This is a genomic window from bacterium, assembly GCA_013360215.1.
Taxonomy (GTDB): domain Bacteria; phylum CLD3; class CLD3; order SB21; family SB21; genus JABWCP01.
This window is the reverse complement of the sequence record JABWCP010000021.1, coordinates 1-19,912: the sequence shown is the minus strand read 5'-3', so window position 1 is coordinate 19,912 and position 19,912 is coordinate 1. Positions and strand designations below refer to the sequence as shown.

The following is a 19,912-nucleotide window of genomic DNA, read 5'->3' as shown; positions in this document are numbered from 1 at the left end:
TTATATTAAAATTTATTGAATACTTCGTGTTTTATCGCGACGCCACATCACCGTTAAAAAAACACCCAACACGACCAGCGTGACCAACCCGCCTAACTTCATCACATTTGTTGCCATGACCACATAACCTTTGGCATTTGGGTCATAATGGAAACAGTACATGATGATGCGGTCAATCGTACTTCCTATTTTTCCTTCGGACGCTTCCATCAGCGCCAATCGCATATCGCGCTCAGCGAATCGTATCCCATACAAATAACGGGAAACTATGCCTTTTTCGGTGATCACAAAGACTACCGCCGGATGTGCATATTCTTTCCGATTTTCATCGTAAAAATATTTGAACCCCAGTGCATCCGCCAATGCTTTGGACTGCGACGAATCGCCGACCAAAAAATGCCAGCCATCCTGAATGCCGGGCTTATCAAGAAACTTCAGGTAGGTGTCTTTTTTATTCGACGCCAGTACCGGTGTTTCATTGGGATCTATGCTTACGGTTAGCATTTGAAATTCACGCCCGGGTAACCATGCTAATTGTTTGACGGCCTCGGCTTTCGCGTTGAGCACCATCGTACATAACATCGGACAGCGATAATAAGCCATCGTAAGAACGATCGGTTTACCTTTTTCGAAGTAGTCCGACAATTGCACTATCGTTCCGTGCTCATCTTTAAATTGCAAATTCATCGGGACGGTATCCCCCAGATGTTCGATCACATCTATTTTTTGCAATTCGGGATCCTGATTCTTTTCCAGAATCACCTGCGCGTCCAGCGTAGAACATACATATTGTAAAAGAACAGTTATACAAAGTAGCGATCGTAATCGCATGAAAATTCTTTCAGATCAGACTTTATTTTTTGGAAGTTTTACCGTCTTTTTTGGTCTGCGTTTTCTCGAAAGCTTCCGCGGCCAAACGTTCCATTGCGACGGTTATCGGTATTTGATAAACACCTTTTTTGGCATCAATCACTGCATATCCGTTGAGAAATTCCGCTTCTTTGGTACGTAGGTCACGCAGAGGAGCCGATTCCGGTTTGAGAACCGCTTCGGTATAAAACTGTTCGCGTCCTTGAATAAAATATTCATCAACCAGCACCAGCGACGCGACGATCAAAATGATGCCGACCAATGTAGATACCAAAATAGCACGCGCATTGACATCGGACTTCTCATAGCCATCTTCGGGATGGATTTGTTCTTGTGTATTTTCACTCATCGCCCGTATCCTCAGATTAAAGATTAACGTGATGCATAGATTTTTCGAAACTCGGATCTTTGTGAGCGGCTAATGCTTGTTTGCCCAGCAGCATCCAAAAGTACCAAAGGAATATACCGCCGATACCCAAAATTGTCGCCGCATCTACCCATAAACCGGACATTACTACACCGTGATGGGCATCATGCCACGTCGGGAAAATATTCCAATACAGATCCACCCAGTGCATAAATAAAAACCAAATCGCAACAAACTTCATAATCGTAAGATTGCGTTTATTCGCACGCGGAATGAGTAAAATGAATGGAATCATCAAGTGGCAAACCAGTAATCCGATACTGACGTACATCCAGGAGCCTTCCCAACGCTTGAGGAAGAAAATCGTTTCTTCAGGTACATTGGCATACCAAATCAGGAAAAACTGAGAAAATGCGATGTAAGCCCAGAAAATAGTAAAAGCGAATTGAAGTTTTCCGAGATCGTGGAAGTGATCTATCGAAATCACATTATCAAGCACACCACGTTTGCGCAGATAAATGGCGATCAATACCAGCATGGCAAGAAAATTGAGCAAGCTGCCGGCAAAATACCACACGCCAAAAATCGTTGAAAACCAATGCGGTTGCAATGACATGATCCAGTCAAATGATGCATACGTAATCGAGAAGGCAAACAATATCATACCGGGCGCGCTGAGTTGGCGCATGCGGTTATTTTTTGATTGATCGCCGCCATCCTGTCCGATTGACATCTTGTAGAGCATACGGCCAAAAATCGTCCATATTGCAAAATACAGCACCGTACGGATCGTAAAAAACGTCATATTCAAATAACCGGATTTGGCACTCAGAATCGGATCTTTAGCGACCACTTCGGTATGTGTCCATTCATACAAATGATGACTGCCGAATAAAATGGGGAGAAAAAATACAAACATGATCGGCAAAGTGATCATGAAGTTTTCGGCCAGGCGCCTTAACACCACACTCCACTCCGCACCGGCCAAATGCTTGACCAATACGAAGAACATGCCGCCAAGACCGATGGATGCCCAGAAAGTAAAAGCCGTGAGGTAGGAACGCCAGAATTGATCGGCATTCACAAAATATCCGGCAACGCTGATCAAAAGACCGACAATACCGGCCATAAGCGCTTTTTTACCGAATGAACCGGCGTCTTCCAGACGAAAGGTTTCAGTATTCAGTTTCATAAGTTTACTTCAAGTCCTTACGTTTTTCTTGTGGAACATCTTCCAGAGACGCCGTATGCGTACGCTGGAGGGCACGGATATAGGCCGTGATAGCCCAGCGATCCGCTACCGGTACTTGGCTTTTGTAGGAAGACATGTTACGGATACCGTTGGTCATGACATCAAAAAAATGACCGTCTTCGACTTTGAGTAACCGTTCATCGTGAAAATTAGGCGGCGGTAACATACCCCGCTGTACGACGATCCCGTTGCCCAATCCGGTCTGACCATGACACGGCGAACAATAAATATTAAAACGTTCTTGACCGCGATGAAGCAACGCCATCGTCACCGGCACCGGATTTTCTTTGACAAGGTTTCCTTTTTCGTCGCGCCCCATATAGTAAGCGGCGTCTTCACGCAGTTGCCCGCGAGCGACCGTTCCTTCCGGCGGCGTACGCATAGACATGCCGTCGGCAAAAAAATCACTCTTAGACTGCGCCTTGTATTTAGGCTGACTGTCCATGTTGGGGTTCAAGTGAATAGGCGGTTCTTCCGAGGGACGACCCTGGCAAGCACTCAGCGCCATCACCGCTACAATCACCGTCGTGGACCAAATTTTTGAAGATTTCATAGACACTATAGTTAAGATGTTTGAATTATCCTTTGACAACTTCCACATTGGTGCCGCCAAGCGACGCCAGAAGGGATTTGACTTTGGCCTCGTCATACTGCGGATCGGTGGATTCCACGCTTACAAAGAACCCATCTTGCGTAACGCGAGCAAAATTATCCGAATTAAACAGCGGATGGTACGGCTGCGGAAGACCATTGAGTACCATCATGCCGACTACCGCCGTCAATGCGCATGTCAAAATGCCGACCGCATATACCGGAGGGACGTACGCAACATAGCTGAATAGCGGTTTGCCGGAAATAACCAATTTGTAATCAAAGCTGAGCCAATATGTGAAGTACGCCATACCGAGTACGGCGCTCATCGCGATGACGAAACATATTTTAGCCAAAGGGGAACGCGCTAAACCCATCGCCTGATCCATGCCGTGCACCGGGAACGGTGAATGGCAGTCAAACGCTTTATATCCGGCGTCCCGCATTTTTTTGGCAGCTTCGATCAATGTCGCCGGGCCGTCAAATTCGGCCAAAACGATTGCGACTTCATCTGTTTGTTTTTCTTTTGATGCACTCATATTCGTATCCCGATTAATGTTTTCCGTTGTGATGATGCGGATCCGCCTGCGGCAGTACACCCTTGACTTCAGCCATGGCGATCATCGGCACAAAGCGCAAGAAAAGCAGGAAGAGCGTAAAGAATAACCCGAAGGATCCTAGGAATGTAAACCAATCCCACATCGTGGGCGAATAATAATCCCAGCTGGAAGGCAGATAGTCACGTGACAAAGTCACGATGATCACAAAACGCTCAAACCACATACCGATATTGATGAAGATCGAAGCTATAAACATCACCGTGATATTGCGACGTAATTTCTTTGACCAGAAAATCTGCGGTACGACGACGTTACAGAAAATCATACTGAAATACGACCACCAATACGGTCCGAAAGCGCGATTGATAAATGCAAATCGTTCATACATATTACCGCTGTACCATGCGATGAAAAATTCGCAACTGTACGCATAGCCGACCATCATACCCGTGAGGAGCATGATCTTATTCATGTTCTCCAAGTGGTATAACGTGATGATGTTTTCGAGCTTATATGCCTTACGCGCTACGATCGCAAGTGTCATTACCATGGCGAAGCCGGAGAAAATAGCGCCGGCGACGAAGTACGGAGGAAATATCGTCGTATGCCATCCGGGAATGATCGACGTCGCGAAGTCGGTAGAAACGATACTGTGCACAGAGAGTACCAGCGGTGTGGAAATACCGGCGAGAATCAAATACGCCATTTCATAATGTTTCCACTGTTTATTACCGCCGCGCCAGCCGAGCGACAGGAAACCGAGCACAACCTGACGAACGCGCGTTTTGGCGCGATCACGCAAACTGGCCAAATCCGGTATCAAGCCGACATACCAGAAAATCAGGGACACGGTAAAATACGTACCGACGGCGAAAAAGTCCCACAACAGCGGGCTGCGGAAGTTAGGCCACATCCCCATCTGATTAGGAACCGGTGCGAACCAATACGTCGCCCACATACGCCCGACGTGAATACCCGGGAATAAGAGCGCGCAGATAACGGCGAAAATCGTCATCGCCTCCGCAAAACGGTTGATGGACGTACGCCATTTTTGACGAAAAAGGAAAAGAATCGCAGAGATCAGCGTACCGGCGTGACCGATACCGACCCAAAACACGAAGTTTACGATCGCAAGACCCCAACCGACAGGATTGGTGATACCCCAGATACCCGTACCTTCAAAAAGCAGGTACGTGATCGCGATCAGCAGGAGCAGAAAGCCGGAGCTGGCCATGGCAAAAAATACATACCATGGACGCGGCGGTTTGTTTTCAACGACGGCACTGACTTGATTCGTTATACCCGAGAACGTGGCGTTACTCGTGATAAGCGGTTCGTCGGCCGTATGATGTTCTTGAATTGCTACACTCACAGCGGTACTCGTTTTATAGTTAAGCGTTTTTTGTTAATTCCGGATTCGGATTTTTCAGCTTCGCCAGGAAGCTCGTGCGCGGACGAACATTGAGTTCGGCCAACACTTCATATTTGCGGTTCATGGCTTTCATCTTAGACACCTTGCTTTCGGGATCGTTGATATTGCCAAAAACGATGGCTCCCGTCGGGCAGCTTTGCTGGCATGCCGTAACGACTTCGCCGTCGCGGATATCGCGGTCTTCTTTCTTCGCCGCGATACGGGCACCGCTGATACGCTGCACGCAATACGTACATTTTTCCATCACACCGCGCATACGCACCGTCACATCGGGGTTTTTGCCCAATTTGAGGGATTCGATCGGTTTCGATTCCATAAATCCGGACGTACCGGCATGAAATTCGAGGAAATTGAAACGACGTACTTTGTAGGGACAGTTATTGGCGCAATATCGGGTTCCGACACAACGGTTGTACACCATTACGTTGAGACCTTCGCTATCGTGTACTGTCGCAGCGACAGGGCATACCTGTTCGCACGGCGCGGTTTCGCAGTGCTGGCAAGCGATCGGCTGGAACTGCATTTCCGGTTCGTTCACATCTTTACCGATATAGTAACGATCCAATCGAATCCAGTGCATTTCGCGGCCCTTGGCCACTTCTTCCTTACCGACAACGGGAATATTGTTTTCGCTTTGGCAAGCGATCATACACGCGTTACAACCCGTGCAGGCATTGAGGTCAATGGACATACCCCATTGATATTTTTTATTCCACTCGCCTTTTTCAAATCGTTCCGGGCCATATTCGTGCATATTCATGATCGAAATCGGCTTGCCGTCTTTTCCGTACAATTCTTTTTCACCGGGCGTACGACCGCTGGTAATAAAATTCGGATCTTTTTTGTACTCTTCGATCGTCGCTTCCCGGATAATGGTCGGGATACGACGTTGAATTTCATTATCAGCAAGCGCGTCCGTATCAAATCCACCGTGATCCTGCACGGTTGCGATCAAATACGTTTTGGACAGTTTCTCCGCTGTCAAGCCGAGATCAAAATCCATGGCGGCGGATGTGCGCAGTGCATACGTATCGGCGCCTACGCCATTACCTACGCGGCCGGCCGATTGGCGTCCGTATCCTAAAGCGACAGCGATAGAATAATCCGCATGACCGGGTTGAACCCATACGGGAAGTTCCAACGTCTGCCCTTGATATTTCAATCGAATCATCGGCTGGTGATTTTTACCTTCGCCGAGAATATTTTTGACTTTGAGCGCTTCTGCTGTTTTGTGGCTCATGATGGCCGCATTATCCCACGTGATTTTCGTCACCGGATCCGGCAATTCTTGCAGCCAACCGTTGTTAGCAAAACGACCGTCGAAAGTAGCGGACGATGCATAGAAAACGATTTCTAAGTTATTGGCATCCGCAGATCCTGACGGCAACGCATTTTTTGCAACAAATGCGCTCGCGGCTTTAGCGTCCATTTTGACGGTTACAGGGGCCGTAGCCGTATCACCGACAACGCCATCATGCAATGCCAAACGCCATGCTTTCTCAAAATCCAAGCCTTTGGCAAAGAGTGTTTTCCATGTTTCGCGTACGATATCATACCCGCGCGCTTCTTTACCCGTGGTAAGTAAGTATAACACTTCAATGTCAGAATGTGTTGCATACAACGGATCAATCAAAGGCTGAATCGCGCTGACCGTACCGTTAGCAGAACGCACATCACCCCATGCTTCGAGGAAGTGGCTTGCGGGGATATGCCATTCGACACCGTTGGAACCGGTTTCATCCACGTAGCCGTTGAAGTGAATGGTATGCTCTGCTTTTTTCATCGCCTCCGCAAACTTGAGATCGGCCGGAGCATTGTACACCGGATTACCGCCCAACATGACGAGGGTGGATACTTTGCCATCGCTCAAGGATTTGGTCAGTTCGGCTAAACCGGAACGGTTTGACATCATCATATCTTTTGCAGCATGATACTGCACGGTCGTTCCGACATTGCCCAGTGCACTATTGATCGCGAAAACCAGGGCATGCACGGCAGCCGGCTGACGACGACCTGCGACAATAAGCGACTTCGATTTATTATTTGTCAGATCTTTAGCGACCGCAGCAATCCACGCATTGGCTTTTTCATCCAATACGGAAGTGTCGGCATTGATACCCATAGTATCTACGCCCAAAGCTTTAGCTAATGCAACGGTGAAAGCACCGATCTGACGGCTCTGAAGACGCAGACGATGATCCGCCATACCACCCGTGAGGGTAAACATGCTTTCGACGACATACAAACGATTCATCGTATCGTTTTCGTCTTTCATGCGACGGCCATCGGCAAATCCCCGTGATGCGGTGATATTATCCGATTCCATATGCAGGAAGTCGGCATCCAGCGAAAGAATCACACCGGCCTTACCGTAATTGTACACCGGTTGGAGTTTGTTACCTGTAACACCTTCAATACCGGCATAGATATTTTCATCGCTGACGGCTTCGTAAGAAGTCCAGGTCGCTTTAGGAAATGCCTTCGTAAATTCGGCCTGCAAGCGCGCCATCGTCGGCGAGGCAAACGATTCGGATACGATCGCGAGACCTTCGCCCTTATTGGCCGTGTACTTCGCAAAAAGTTCACGCCATGCGGCTACGAAATCATTCCATAATTTCTGATTGCCTTTATTCAGCACATATGCTGAACGGTCGGGATCATAGAGATTGAGTACGGAAGCCGTAGCATAGGCATTGGTCGCGCCGAGGGACGAAGGATGTTTTTCATTACCTTCGACCTTGGTCGGACGCCCTTCATGGCTTTTGGCCACAACACCGTAGGCGCCGGTACCGAAAGGCATGACCGTGGCGAAATATTCAGCTACGCCGGGAATGATCTCTTCGGGTTTAATAACATAAGGAATAATTTTTTCGACCGGACGGCGGCAACCCGCGAGACCGGCAAGGGCGATCGAAGCGCCCATGAGGCTTAAGAAAGTACGGCGCGTAACCGGATTACTCATTTCCGAAGCTTGCTCCGGAAATTCACGCTGCACGAATTCTTTAAATTCGGGCGTGTCGGCGAGCTGATCCAGGCTGCGCCAGTATTCTTTACCGTTTTGTGTAAGTGTAGTCTTTTGGCTCATCGGTGACATCCTGAACAATCTTCTGGGGGTGCAATTTTTTTCTCTTGTTTGATACGTGCAGCAAACTTGGCTTGATCGGCCGGCGGGGTCCAATTCATATCCGTTACTTTGACTCCGCTTTGAAGATCGCGGAGATGCTGATCGGGATTACGATGGCAGTCCAGACACCAGCTCATACTGAGGGGTTGACGCTGCTGGACCACTTCTTCCTGCGCGATATTGCCGTGACAGGATTCGCAGCCCACGCCGCGATTGACGTGAATGCTGTGATTGAAGTACGCATAATCAGGGATCTTGTGAACTTTGACCCATTGAATCGGCGTATTGTTGGCAAAACTCTCTCGCACGGGCAAAAGTTTTTCACTTTGCGGCAGAACAAGTTTGTGACAGTTCATACACGTAGCCGTCGGCGGCACCATGGCAGCCGCGGCGGTTTCAACACCTACGTGGCAATACCGGCAGTCCATGCCGAGATCACCTGCATGCAATTTGTGACTGTACGGAACAGGTTGTACAGGCCTGTAGCCTACATCGGTAAATTTAGGCGAACCGTAGTACCAGAAAAAACCGGTCACGGCCATACCCAAAAATCCCAAAGCGGCGGCAGCTAAAATCGGAGTCTTGTTTGCCCTTTTTGGGAATATCTGAGCCACTGAGGTCTCCTCATTAATGAATAATTAAACGGTGGATAATCTTAAAAACTTCTAACAGTCAAACTCGGGGGACATCAATTAAGGTTCACGGGACAGCAATTTAGACGGCCATGTCTAAACTTGCAAGCCAATTTTACAAATTCTTTACAAATGCAAAGAATTACCTAGATTGTTCGTCACTTAAGCGACGAGACTGTCCACTATCATGGCCAAAAAAAGCGCAAAAAGATACACAATGGAATAACCAAAAAGACCGCGAATGATTTTTTCAGTTTTATATTTCATAGCGTCGTACGCTTTTTTTACAAAGAAGAAACCGAGGATAATCGCCGTAACGGCATAAATCCAACCGGATTTGAAGAAAATAAGAGCCAGTGTGGTAACTACCAGCACGAGAGAATAATAAAACATTTGACGGAGTGTACTGTCATCGCCTTTGACGACGGGCATCATCGGTAATTTGGCTTTGATATAATCGTTTTTACAAAACAGTGCCAACGCCCAAAAATGCGGCGGCGTCCAAAAAAACACGATCAGAAACATGATCCACGGCGCCGGTGCCATTGTATTGGTCGCAGCGGCCCATGCACCGACCGGGGCCATCGCCCCTGCCGCACCGCCGATAACGATATTCTGTGACGTATTGGGCTTGAGATAAAGGGTATAAAAGAAACTGTAAAATAAAATAGTCGCTAAAGATAAGATGGCCGTGAGCCAGTTGAAAACCACGGCGAAGAGAATCACGCCGGAGATACCGATAATCGAGCAAAAAATCAGCGCGTGCATCGGGCTCAGGATTCCGCCCGGCAACGGGCGGCGGCTTTTGGTACGCTCCATTTTTGCATCAATATCGCGTTCAAAAAACTGATTCAGTCCGTTGGCGCAACCGCCGGTTAAATACAAACCCACCAGTACGAGAATAAATTTCACCGGCTCATGTAAGAAACTGCCTTCAACGATTAATGCCGTCGCGCCCGTAAAAACAACCAGCAACATAATCGTCGGTTTGGTCAGTGTCAGATAAGATTTCAGGATTTCTTTCATCCCGTGGCGAACTTTCTCTAAATGTGGAATTAAACAGTTATTAATCCATAATTTCCGAATGGCGGCTAAGATAGAATAGTAGCCTGTGATTGTCAAAGAATATTTATAAAAAAATTTTTTCACTTTTTCATCTCTTACCTTCAGTCTAGTTTCACAACATCGCCAAGACTGAAAAGAGTTCAAACAATCCTCTAAACTCGCTCTATACTAAACTTTTGAGTTGCATTGAAATAACGCGCTTATTGTATTTTGAGATACAGCTATTTGATAACGCATGTCGTTTTTTTCAAAGTGACCCGTCTTTACTCTTGTTTTTAAATCATACCTAAATTAACCTTACCATGCTTTTATCAAATCTCATTCTGTTTTTGACTTTATCTGAGGGAAAATCCATGTCATTATTACATTTTCTTCGTGCAGCATTTTTCAGTGCTGTTTTTTCATCGGCGGCCTTCGCCGGGGACTTTGGAGAATTGATCGTCCACCTGCGAACCCCCCAAGGTGATCCTTTCCGTCACGCGCTGATCGAACTTCTTCAAACGCCGTATGCCAGTCAAAGCAATGAGGAAGGCGTAGTTCATTTTTATTTGTTGCCGACAGGTGTATATGAACTCAAGATCACAACGGAAACTCTGACCGTTGACGAACCTTTTGAAGTTTTTGTTGGCCGATATCCGGCAACGTCTATCGAAATCGTCTTGGACGAAACGCAAGCTTCGCTGGCATCGCAAACTATGCAGCTTTCGTCGACCGTACAAAACGCCTTTCCTTATACCGTACGATTGCAAACATCACGATCTCAAAACAAACTCACCGGTCGTCATGCGGAAGGTTTTCTACTCAATATGCCGGGTGCAATTTATACCAGTCGTACACCGCGCGAAGACTTTGAAAGCACGGAAATAGCTGCTCGCATAAATGTGGTTAATCCTCTTCAGACCTACCGCGATTATATTCATGTCCGTTCTAATATTGATGAGGCTTTAGGATTCAGAGTCAACGGCCAATGGATAAACGATCTTTTTGACGGACAAAAACATCTCCAAGTTCCGCACCGCGCCATTATGTCCGTACTTCTCCAAGAAGGGGCCGCCGACATCCGTTCAGGTAATTTTTCTCAGGTTGCCGACATTCAAACCAAACAAGGTTCGGATCGATTAACTTTTGGAGGTTCTTTTCGTTCGGATAAACCGGTAGCTTGGTTGGGCGGCACTTCCTATGGATACCGTCAGTTCGACGGTGAAATTTCAGGCGCTATTATACCAAAAAAACTTTATTTCTACAGCGCGGCAGAATATGAAAACACCGACGACAATGACCCGAGTGTTGTTGGCGTTCCAGATTACAAGATCAAGCATGGGTCAGGAGGTAAAGACACCGTCATTTGGAAATCTTCCCAATACGGACCGCGTCCAGGGCGCAGTAATGCACGCAAGACGATCAATGCGTACACCCGTTTTACGGTGCCGCTAACTCGGAATATTATCTTTGATGTATCGGGATTGTATTCACACTATGCACGTAATTGGTTTACCATGCCTCAATTGCTTTCACCCGAAGGAGCGCCACGAACAGAAAATACGGCGTTTGCAATACAATCATCTGCAACATGGCATATTAACGAACAGTGGCAAGTTAGTGGTAAAACGCAGTATATATCAACCCATAAAAAAAACGCGGACCGACGACTTTTTAAGTCAACATCCTACGCTTTAAATAATATAGAGAATTTGATAATTGGCAGTACCGGGCATCGTATTTATTTTAACGACAACCTTTTTTACGATATCGGCGCCACCGGGCATGCCATGTTTGAGCAAAACGAGTCTACAGTCCATACCGAATCTATCACAGCTAATTACCGGGCAACGGAGTCGCTGAGCATAGAATCAGGAATTAGTCGAACAGCGGGAACATATCGCTCCGCCATGATCTACGATTATGAAAATCCCATAAATGGGGCTAATGACATTTATGGATATACTGTTACGACAAACTTTGATCTCAAAGAAAAAAATAGCGGAAAAGATGGCGCAAAGCAACCCGTCATTTGGGATGCGTATTCGGAAGCCACGTTTAAAAATCACAAGCTAACGGCTTCGTTTGGCTTTGCCTACCGCCGAATACAATTTGGAACAGATCAAATCAAAGATTACCACTATCCTGCAGGCCATGATCAAATTATCACTGATGATGATTATAAAAAAACAGAATCCACGTATTATAAAATATTACCACGGATCGGTATCACTGCCGATGTGTCAGAAGGTATAGTTGTTTTCAGTCATTATGGATGGTATTACTTTGCAGACCAGATCAAGTACCGCTATCATAGTACGTCTTTTTTGGAACGCCAATCTCTTGCTCCTCCGTTTGCAACAATCCTAGGTAACTCAACGCTTCAACCCTCAAAAGTTGGAACGTTTGATATCGGCGGGCGTATGCAGATAAACTCCGATTTCAATGTCGGCGGTAGTTGGTACCGACAAAAAACAAAGGACCGAATCAATCAAAGCAGTATTGTTTCATTTCCGAACAGTTTAATGATGTATGGAGCCGTTTCAAACTTTAATACAACAGGATTTATTTTAGATGCCTCGCTCGAAGTGCAAGATCATATCACGTTGATCGGTTACTCCGGAGTGCAGGAAGCGGAAGAGAGTTATTTTTATAACGCAGGGGGATTTCGCGCAGCTTGGCTGGGTTTTTCAAGCCCTTCAAGCCCTGCAAAACTAAAACAATCTGCCAATCACGAAAAGGAATGGCACATGGGTGGGATGGGTACGATTCATTTTGACGATACCGCTCCCGTTTGGTGGTTAAAACACAGTTATGGAAGTCTCCGTGTAACTAAGAAGGACGGCGCGTTATATACACCAACTACCGTGGCCCCCATTGTCGTACTAGGAATACCATCAAGCCATTCTACGGCAAAGCAAAATAGCCGACGATCCGATGATATGTTTACCATAGATCTTAAACTTGGTAAATCGTTTCACTATAGAAAGTTCCAAGCAATTATTTTCTTAGAATGTACGAACTTATTTAATACCCAAAACCCCGTATCTGTTTTCACCGCTACTGGAAAGCCGGATGATAACGGATTTCTACAAACTACGGAATTCTACTCTTATTCCAGTGATCAACAAAATCGCCGCCGCCCTCAGTATAAGGCACATTTTCGAAATGGTCTGATGTATGAACCGGGGCGGGAGTTATTGATCGGACTTGAGGTGACTTATTAGTAGATTGGCATACGATAGAAAAGCTTCTCTTTTGAAATACATAGTGATTTATTAAAAAATAATTTTGTAATTTTTTATGATTTTACCGTACTACTGTATATAAAATTACTTTTTTTAGGGGGGAACATGCAATATAGAATCTACCGTGCGTATGCATTCGCATTTATGCTTTATGCATTTTCTATCAATGCAGGCGAAATTCAAATAACCGTGGTTGATATTAATAATGCTCCCATAGCGGACATCGATATTCAAACGAACATCACCCATCAAACATTAAGAACGGATGGAAACGGTTATGTTTCCATTTCCATTCAAACTGATGGTGTTTACGATATCCAATTGTCTCATCATAAAACTTCGATAGGGGCATTACCTGATGTTTTTGCTAGACGGCACGAAACTCTAAGCATCCACATAAAACTCTTAAAAACTGAACGTAATGGTTACGGTATTTATTCGACCAATTACAGTCATGTGTCTTTCGATGGATACGGCATACAGACAATAAGTAGCAAACAACAGAGCGTAATGACAGGAAAGCATGTTGAAAATTATCTTCTCCATTTACCCGCTGCAGTATCCACGAGCAATGGTAAAAGTGAAAGAACACGGCGTTATCATGTTCGGTCTGATTTTGATTATGCGACAGGTTATTCGGTTAACGGAAATCTCATCTCAGATATTACGGATGGACTTCCGCATTTGCGCATACCGCATCGCGCCATACGATCTGTTACTATACATGAAGGCGGAACGAATACCTCTATTGGGATGTATAATCACCAGATTGACATTCAAACCAAAGAAGGTACTGACCGATGGTCGCTTTCAACGTCAGGCATGACGGATGCTTTTTCTGAAAAAATCGGATTCTCAAGTTACGGTAAACGTAGCTTTGATGCAGATATTTCGGGCCCGGTAATCCCAGGCTTATTTTATCTGTACGCTGCCGCTGAAAGTGAATCCTTCGATGATAGCGATCCCAGTGTCGTCGGGATACCTCAATATCAGATTAAACAAGGTAATAGTGAGTACTATTGGGATCAGCAGGGCGTGTTCAAACCTAAGGATACGGTCGTTTGGCGTGGTTACAAAAACGGCGCACGTGACTATGAAGTCAACAGCGACCACGGACTTTATACATATATGCAAGGAACTCTTCTTTTTAGTAAAAATTACACGATTAAGATTGCGCATACATATAACGAACAAAAAAGTAACCTGTTCGACTCAAGATATCTTTTAAGTAAACGTGGCGGATATAGAAAAACCTCAAGTTCTAGTGATTTTACAGCGCAGACTTTTTGGAAATGCAATAAATCAATCGAAGTACTTGCTGGTTTTTGGAACTACTCTTACAAAGATCGGATGGCCGACCGACGTTTGTTCCGGTCCGATAATTATGCAATTCGAAATTTGCAGACTTATGGAACCGGTACGACGGGCGGACGAACCTATTTCAATGACAATTTGTTTTTTGATATAGGCGCGGGACCATATTTGTTTTCGAAACGAGAAACCCAAACAACGCGTTATTTTACACAAGCTTCATTTAAAATTCCGGAACGCAATGATCTGCTGGTCGGCGGGGTTTCTTATACAATTCATGAGATCCGACATGCCAATATTATTGATTATTTAAATCAACCAAACGATCTGATCGGTTATACTTTAACGGATAATCTGGAGCTGATAAAAACAGTATCAGGGATGAATGGCGCTCGCAAACCAGTGGAAAAAAATGCTTTTGCAGAATATCATCTACATGAAAATAATATTAATGCATCCATTGGATTACATGCACTTTGGTTGAAAACCGATGCGCGAATGTTTAAAAACCCTATCAACCCCACAGGTAGTGATGGATTCATTCACACAAACGATTTTGCGGACGTTAATTCGATTACGGCCCTGATGCCACGCTTCTCTATCCAAACATTACTATCCGAGCGTTTAACGGCAAGTTCGCATATCGGTTGGTACCGTCAAAACCCAGGATTAAAAAATTGGTATGTTAATTCAGAGCTGTTGGCTCAAATGATAAACCTAGGACCGTATGCATTAACCTTAGGCAATCCGTCACTACAGTTGCCCAAGGTTTTTTCAATGGATGCAGGCGCTCAGATGAAAACCCATAACGGCGGGACAATTGATTTCCGAGTCTTTTTAATCGATGTACAAAAGAGCATGAGTATCAATTCACAGCTTACGCAACCCCATTCAACTATCGTCATTGATAACCAAAGAAGTTTCTCTATTCAGGGATTGTCCGTCGGCGCTAAAATACCACTAACGCTTTTTTGGGACGTACGGCTATTTGGACAGTTTATTAACTCAAAAGCGGAAGGCAATAGTTTTGACACCGAGGGTTTTCGCGCGGTTTGGTTAGGTTGGCAACGCAATGTTTCTATGCCGCTGATACATACACGTCCACTTAGCTTCAATATTCAAAGTATCATCCATTTCGACCAATCGGCTCCAACAACGGTATTGTCGCATTCTACATTGTTTGTTGAATATACTTCCGCTAGCGGATTTCCGTATTCAAGAACCGAAGTAAATCCATCCGATATAACCGGCATCCCACCATCAATAAGCTCGGATCCGCTCTCCGAAACGGCCCCTTCGTCCAGAAAAGTTAATCTAAAACTCACAAAGTCCTTTAAGTTAGATAATACTGAGTTTAGTATATTTATTGAATGCACTAACCTTCTAAACAATAAAAACCCGGTTACTGTTTTTCCCGCCACTGGTCAAGCCAATGATAATGGCTACCTTGCAACATCCGATTTTCAATCACTTCCAACCCACATACGAGATCGTAGATACAGTCAATACAAGGTACGGTTTCGTGATGGAACAATGTATGAGCCCGGACGCGAAATATGGATGGGTATATCAATTCATTTGTGGATGCCAAACTTTGGTCAACGTTAAAAATACATGCTATTAAGAGCTTCGAATTGGCCTTGATGAATTTTTGACTTTTGCTTATGATGGAATGATCATTATTTATGGGCATGACGGCTTTTCATGTTAAAACGATACCCTAGTGTTTTTTTTATTGGAGCCATTTTAGTTTCGTTTGTAGCGCTTCTGACTCTACACGTATATACGCTAGCGCCCACAGTGACGTTTGAAGACAGCGGCGAACTAATCGCCGCCGCCGCACACCTAGGTATTCCCCATCAGCCCGGTTATCCACTCTGGACGCTACTTTCACATCTTTTTACGTGGCTCCCTTTTGGCCATATCGCTTACCGCGTTAATATGGCTTCTGCTTTTTTTTCTGCCAGCGGTGCCGCTTTGATTGCGTGGGCATTTTTTCTTTGGTTGCGTCTTACATATATCGATATTTTAAAAAACCCATTGCTCGGATTTCTATTCTCGGTGCTAACCGCGGTTCTTACCGCGACATCCTCTGAAGCTTGGGAGCAATCGGTTATCGCCGAAGTATATGGTCTTCACATTTTTTTTACAGGGTTAATCCTACTTTTAACCACGTTATGGTTGTGCGAAACAAGCAACAATGAACGCTCGCGATATTTTTATCTTTTAAGTTTTGTTTTGGGACTGTCCCTGAGCAACCATACCACCACACTTGTACTTTTGCCACCGCTCGTAATGTTGGCATTCATTACAGATCGTAATTTTATATTAAACCTGAAAAGAATAGCTATCGCAACAGGTTTGATGATCCTCGGGCTTACTTGTTTTATTTATTTACCATTAGCGTCGGCACGAAATCCGATGATGGATTGGGGTAATCCCGAGACATGGACCAATTTTTGGCGCGTTATTGCTCGCCATCAATACCAACTTAACGAAACACAAACGCTAGTTAAGTTTATCTCTCAGCTTAAGGCATATTTTTCGCTGCTCGGCGAACAGTGGTTTTCTCCGATTCTTGTCTTGGTACTTCCGGCTTTAGTTTTTTTATGGAAGCGTCATCGTTCTCTTTTGCTATTTGTTTTAGTATTTTGGTTTTTCACCGCACCGGTGACGACCTATCTTACCAATTTTGACGTGACTACCGGCAATCCCTTAGTCAGCGCTGAAAACAAAGCGCTGGTGTCCGTATTCTATATTCCTTCGTATATGATCGTCGCCGTTTTAGTTGTCTTAGGAATTATATCCTTGGCTGCACAATGGCCTTCGCGAGTGACTTATATTGCAGCAGGATTGCTGGCAATAGCATGCTTGTGGCATCTTCCTGAAAACTACAAACGAAACGATATGCATCAGTATCGTTTTACGGAATGCTTCGCCGAAAATATCTTTTCAGTCACAGACTCTAATGCGCTCGTGATCGGAAATTGGGATCCATTGGTTTTTCCTTTTTTCTATTATCAGCAGGTCGAAAAAAGAAGACCGGATCTTTTTATGATAGATCAGGAATTACTCCGGCGAAGTTGGTATATCCAGATGCTCCGTGATCACCACCCTGAATCGACCGAACTGATAAAAAAAGAAATTGATGATTTTTTAGATGCCGTGAAACCGTTTGAAGCCGGCGAAAAATTTGATGGCCATTATATTCAACGGCGATACGAGCGCATGATCAACGCTTTGATTGATAACTGGATGCAATCGGGTCGTTCTGTTTACCTCACGTACGATCCGCCCAAAGGCATTGCTGAAAAATATTATAAAGAATCGGTATTAACCGCGATTCGTTTACGCACGGATATGATTCGTCCCACATCTTTAGATTATACGAATATCCGAACCGAAATTTTTACCGATGAGGCGATCAACAAAGATCGCATGGCGCGTTTTTTTGTGACTTATTACGGTCGTTTATTTTATGCCCGAGCTGCGATAATGGAATCTCTCAATCAAAAAGAAAACGCGCTCACTTTATATGAACGCGCTGCACAATTGCTCAAAAATCAATCCTCGTATACTCCGACGCTTGAAAACGCTATTCGTCGCTTGCAAGCCAAACCCGCTACACCTTAATCTTTACTGTAAAAACCGGTGCTGTCGTCGTAGAACGGGGGAATTTCTTCCTGCGCCATCGCGACGGCATCAATTTCATTCCAGCTGATTACTTTCGGTGAATTAATGGCGATACGAATTACTGAAACATTAAATGGGGTTTTCGCAAAGCTGGCAATAAAAATTCGACTCGAATCACCACGGTCATGTGCGCTATCACTCCAGACAATTTCCCAAAGATTGTTATTGGGGTTCATGACATACAGTGTGTCAATCGCACCCGGATTATAAGTTTCGAAAATTGCAATAGAAGCTACAGGTTGCGGATTGGAAAAAAAACCGAGCTCCAAATATTCACGTTGACCGTCTTGCGTTTGTGAAGTCCATGCGTACGGAATATCACCGTAATCCGGATATACATTAGGTTCTCCCAATGCTTCGACGGCATTCCATGAAGCTACGGCCGGATAATATTCTGAACTCATTCCGACAACGGAATCCGCCCATCGTGCACCATTAAAAGGAATCTTCGATGAGTTTTCTTTATCATCAGTCGGATCACATGATGAAAACATAACCGCGAATATAATAGCAAAGATTAAAAACGTACGCATGTCCGCCTCCTGTTTTTATGAAAATTAGTCATTAGACCTTGAGGCTTCAATCCCATAAGCATGGGATAACGCGTATCGGATTAAACTAATTTTTCCTGAATTGCTTTAGCTACAACTTCACCGCGGGAGCTTACTTGCAGTTTGGCGTAAATTTTTTTGACGTGTGTGCCTACGGTCATGGCCGAGATCGAAAGTTTATCGGCGATCATTTTGATGGTAAGTCCGGATACGAGGTTCTGGAGAATTTCTTTTTCACGAACTGTGAGATTATAATCCGCACCGGATGGGCGCATTTCCTGAGCAAACATGGTTAGCACTTTGCGCGCGATTTGGGCGTTGATAGGAGCACCGCCGGTATGTGCTTCGTAGATACTTTCGATCATCTTTTCAGCCGGCGTGCGTTTGAGCATATATCCCGTAGCGCCTGCACAGATGGATTGAAAAATTTTCTCATTATCTTCATAAACCGTTTGCATGATGATATTAATTGCCGGCGCCTTTTCTTTGATACGGCGTACCGCTTCGATGCCGTTGATACCCGGCAATTCGATATCCATCATGATCACATCCGGATGTTCTTGCGCCGACAATGCTTCGATCGCTTCTTCGGCCGCGTCAAAATTTCCGATGCACCGCATATTGGATGCCGAATTGATAAGCTCTGCATACGTAGTTCGCATGGCATCATTATCTTCAACTACCCAAACTGTGATTTTTTTATTTTTCATTTTCTGCGTATCCACTCAGTCACTATCGTATTACATGAATATAGTGCAAATAATATCTAATAACACATCATTGTATAGTATTTACATAGATCTGTTTGTTAAATGCTCTTATGACCGATTTTCAACAATATTTTAAGCCAATTGTTTATTCTAAGATAGAAATGTACTTATGCTCTTTAAACTATTGCATCAATAAATCTTTCGACTCATTGATGCCCGTTACTGGCATTCGCACGTTGATTTTTTCAATATTATCACTCTGCAAATGATTTATTATCTAACGTAATTAAAAAACGAATCGTAGAAAAATGCGATCATAGTATTCCAGCAACAATTGCAACATACGATTGCTTTCTGTTTTGCCTCAGACAAAAGCACACAACCCCGTCTCATCAACGGGGTTGTGTGTAGTGGAAAGGTTTTGTGTAAAGCGATCAGTAGAGTTTAGCCAAGGCCTCCAGCTTATTGAGCAAGAGGGTCGCTATACCGGGCTGATTGGACGCCGCCGTAAAGGATGGATCCAAAGC

General features: G+C 44.8%; 14 protein-coding genes. 3 read left to right on the top strand and 11 right to left on the bottom strand.

Annotated features, from left to right (window positions below; all coding sequences use genetic code 11):
* Positions 1-12: 12 nt before the first annotated feature.
* The 9 genes from HUU58_11965 to HUU58_11925 all read right to left on the bottom strand — a co-directional run bounded on the left by HUU58_11965 (position 13) and on the right by HUU58_11925 (position 9,854).
* Positions 13-831 (bottom strand): SCO family protein, encoded by an 819-nt coding sequence (locus tag HUU58_11965; protein ID NUN46386.1) that lies wholly within the window; start codon positions 829-831, stop codon positions 13-15.
* A gap of 22 nt (positions 832-853) precedes the next feature.
* On the bottom strand, positions 854-1,219 hold the full coding sequence (locus tag HUU58_11960) for a hypothetical protein (protein ID NUN46385.1): 366 nt from the start codon (positions 1,217-1,219) through the stop codon (positions 854-856).
* Positions 1,220-1,235: 16 nt separating this feature from the next.
* On the bottom strand, positions 1,236-2,429 hold the full coding sequence (locus tag HUU58_11955; protein ID NUN46384.1) for a hypothetical protein: 1,194 nt from the start codon (positions 2,427-2,429) through the stop codon (positions 1,236-1,238).
* 4 nt (positions 2,430-2,433) lie between these two features.
* Positions 2,434-3,042 carry a cytochrome c gene (locus tag HUU58_11950; GenBank protein ID NUN46383.1) on the bottom strand — a complete coding sequence of 203 codons (609 nt, stop codon included), beginning with the start codon at positions 3,040-3,042 and terminating at the stop codon, positions 2,434-2,436.
* A 25-nt stretch (positions 3,043-3,067) separates the two neighbouring features.
* A complete protein-coding gene (locus HUU58_11945; GenBank protein NUN46382.1) occupies positions 3,068-3,619 on the bottom strand; it encodes a DUF3341 domain-containing protein in 552 nt (183 codons plus the stop codon).
* Positions 3,620-3,632: 13 nt separating this feature from the next.
* Positions 3,633-4,874: a polysulfide reductase NrfD gene (gene nrfD / locus HUU58_11940; protein ID NUN46381.1), complete on the bottom strand. Its 1,242-nt coding sequence runs from the start codon at positions 4,872-4,874 to the stop codon at positions 3,633-3,635.
* Positions 4,875-5,031: 157 nt separating this feature from the next.
* Entirely contained in the window at positions 5,032-8,157 is a 3,126-nt protein-coding gene (locus HUU58_11935; protein NUN46380.1) for a TAT-variant-translocated molybdopterin oxidoreductase, read from the bottom strand.
* On the bottom strand, positions 8,154-8,810 hold the full coding sequence (locus tag HUU58_11930) for an ammonia-forming cytochrome c nitrite reductase subunit c552 (protein ID NUN46379.1): 657 nt from the start codon (positions 8,808-8,810) through the stop codon (positions 8,154-8,156). The genes HUU58_11935 and HUU58_11930 overlap by 4 nt, the downstream gene beginning before the upstream one ends.
* Before the next feature lie 180 nt (positions 8,811-8,990).
* The gene (locus HUU58_11925; protein ID NUN46378.1) at positions 8,991-9,854 is read right to left on the bottom strand and encodes a protoheme IX farnesyltransferase; all 864 of its coding nucleotides are present in this window, start codon (positions 9,852-9,854) and stop codon (positions 8,991-8,993) included.
* Between the two features lie 392 nt (positions 9,855-10,246).
* Between HUU58_11925 and HUU58_11920 the strand changes: the two genes are divergently transcribed.
* From HUU58_11920 to HUU58_11910, 3 genes are all read left to right on the top strand, one after another.
* Positions 10,247-13,099, top strand: coding sequence for a hypothetical protein (locus tag HUU58_11920; protein NUN46377.1), 2,853 nt, complete (start codon positions 10,247-10,249; stop codon positions 13,097-13,099).
* 126 nt (positions 13,100-13,225) lie between these two features.
* Positions 13,226-16,039 (top strand): Ig-like domain-containing protein, encoded by a 2,814-nt coding sequence (locus HUU58_11915; GenBank protein NUN46376.1) that lies wholly within the window; start codon positions 13,226-13,228, stop codon positions 16,037-16,039.
* Between the two features lie 96 nt (positions 16,040-16,135).
* Positions 16,136-18,064, top strand: a complete 1,929-nt coding sequence (locus tag HUU58_11910) for a DUF2723 domain-containing protein (protein NUN46375.1) — start codon at positions 16,136-16,138, stop codon at positions 18,062-18,064.
* Here HUU58_11910 and HUU58_11905 read toward each other — a convergent pair.
* Positions 18,061-18,657: a hypothetical protein gene (locus tag HUU58_11905; protein ID NUN46374.1), complete on the bottom strand. Its 597-nt coding sequence runs from the start codon at positions 18,655-18,657 to the stop codon at positions 18,061-18,063. The two genes, HUU58_11910 and HUU58_11905, sit on opposite strands and share 4 nt — an antisense overlap.
* Positions 18,658-18,737: 80 nt before the next feature.
* Positions 18,738-19,385: a response regulator transcription factor gene (locus HUU58_11900; GenBank protein NUN46373.1), complete on the bottom strand. Its 648-nt coding sequence runs from the start codon at positions 19,383-19,385 to the stop codon at positions 18,738-18,740.
* Positions 19,386-19,912: the final 527 nt, after the last annotated feature.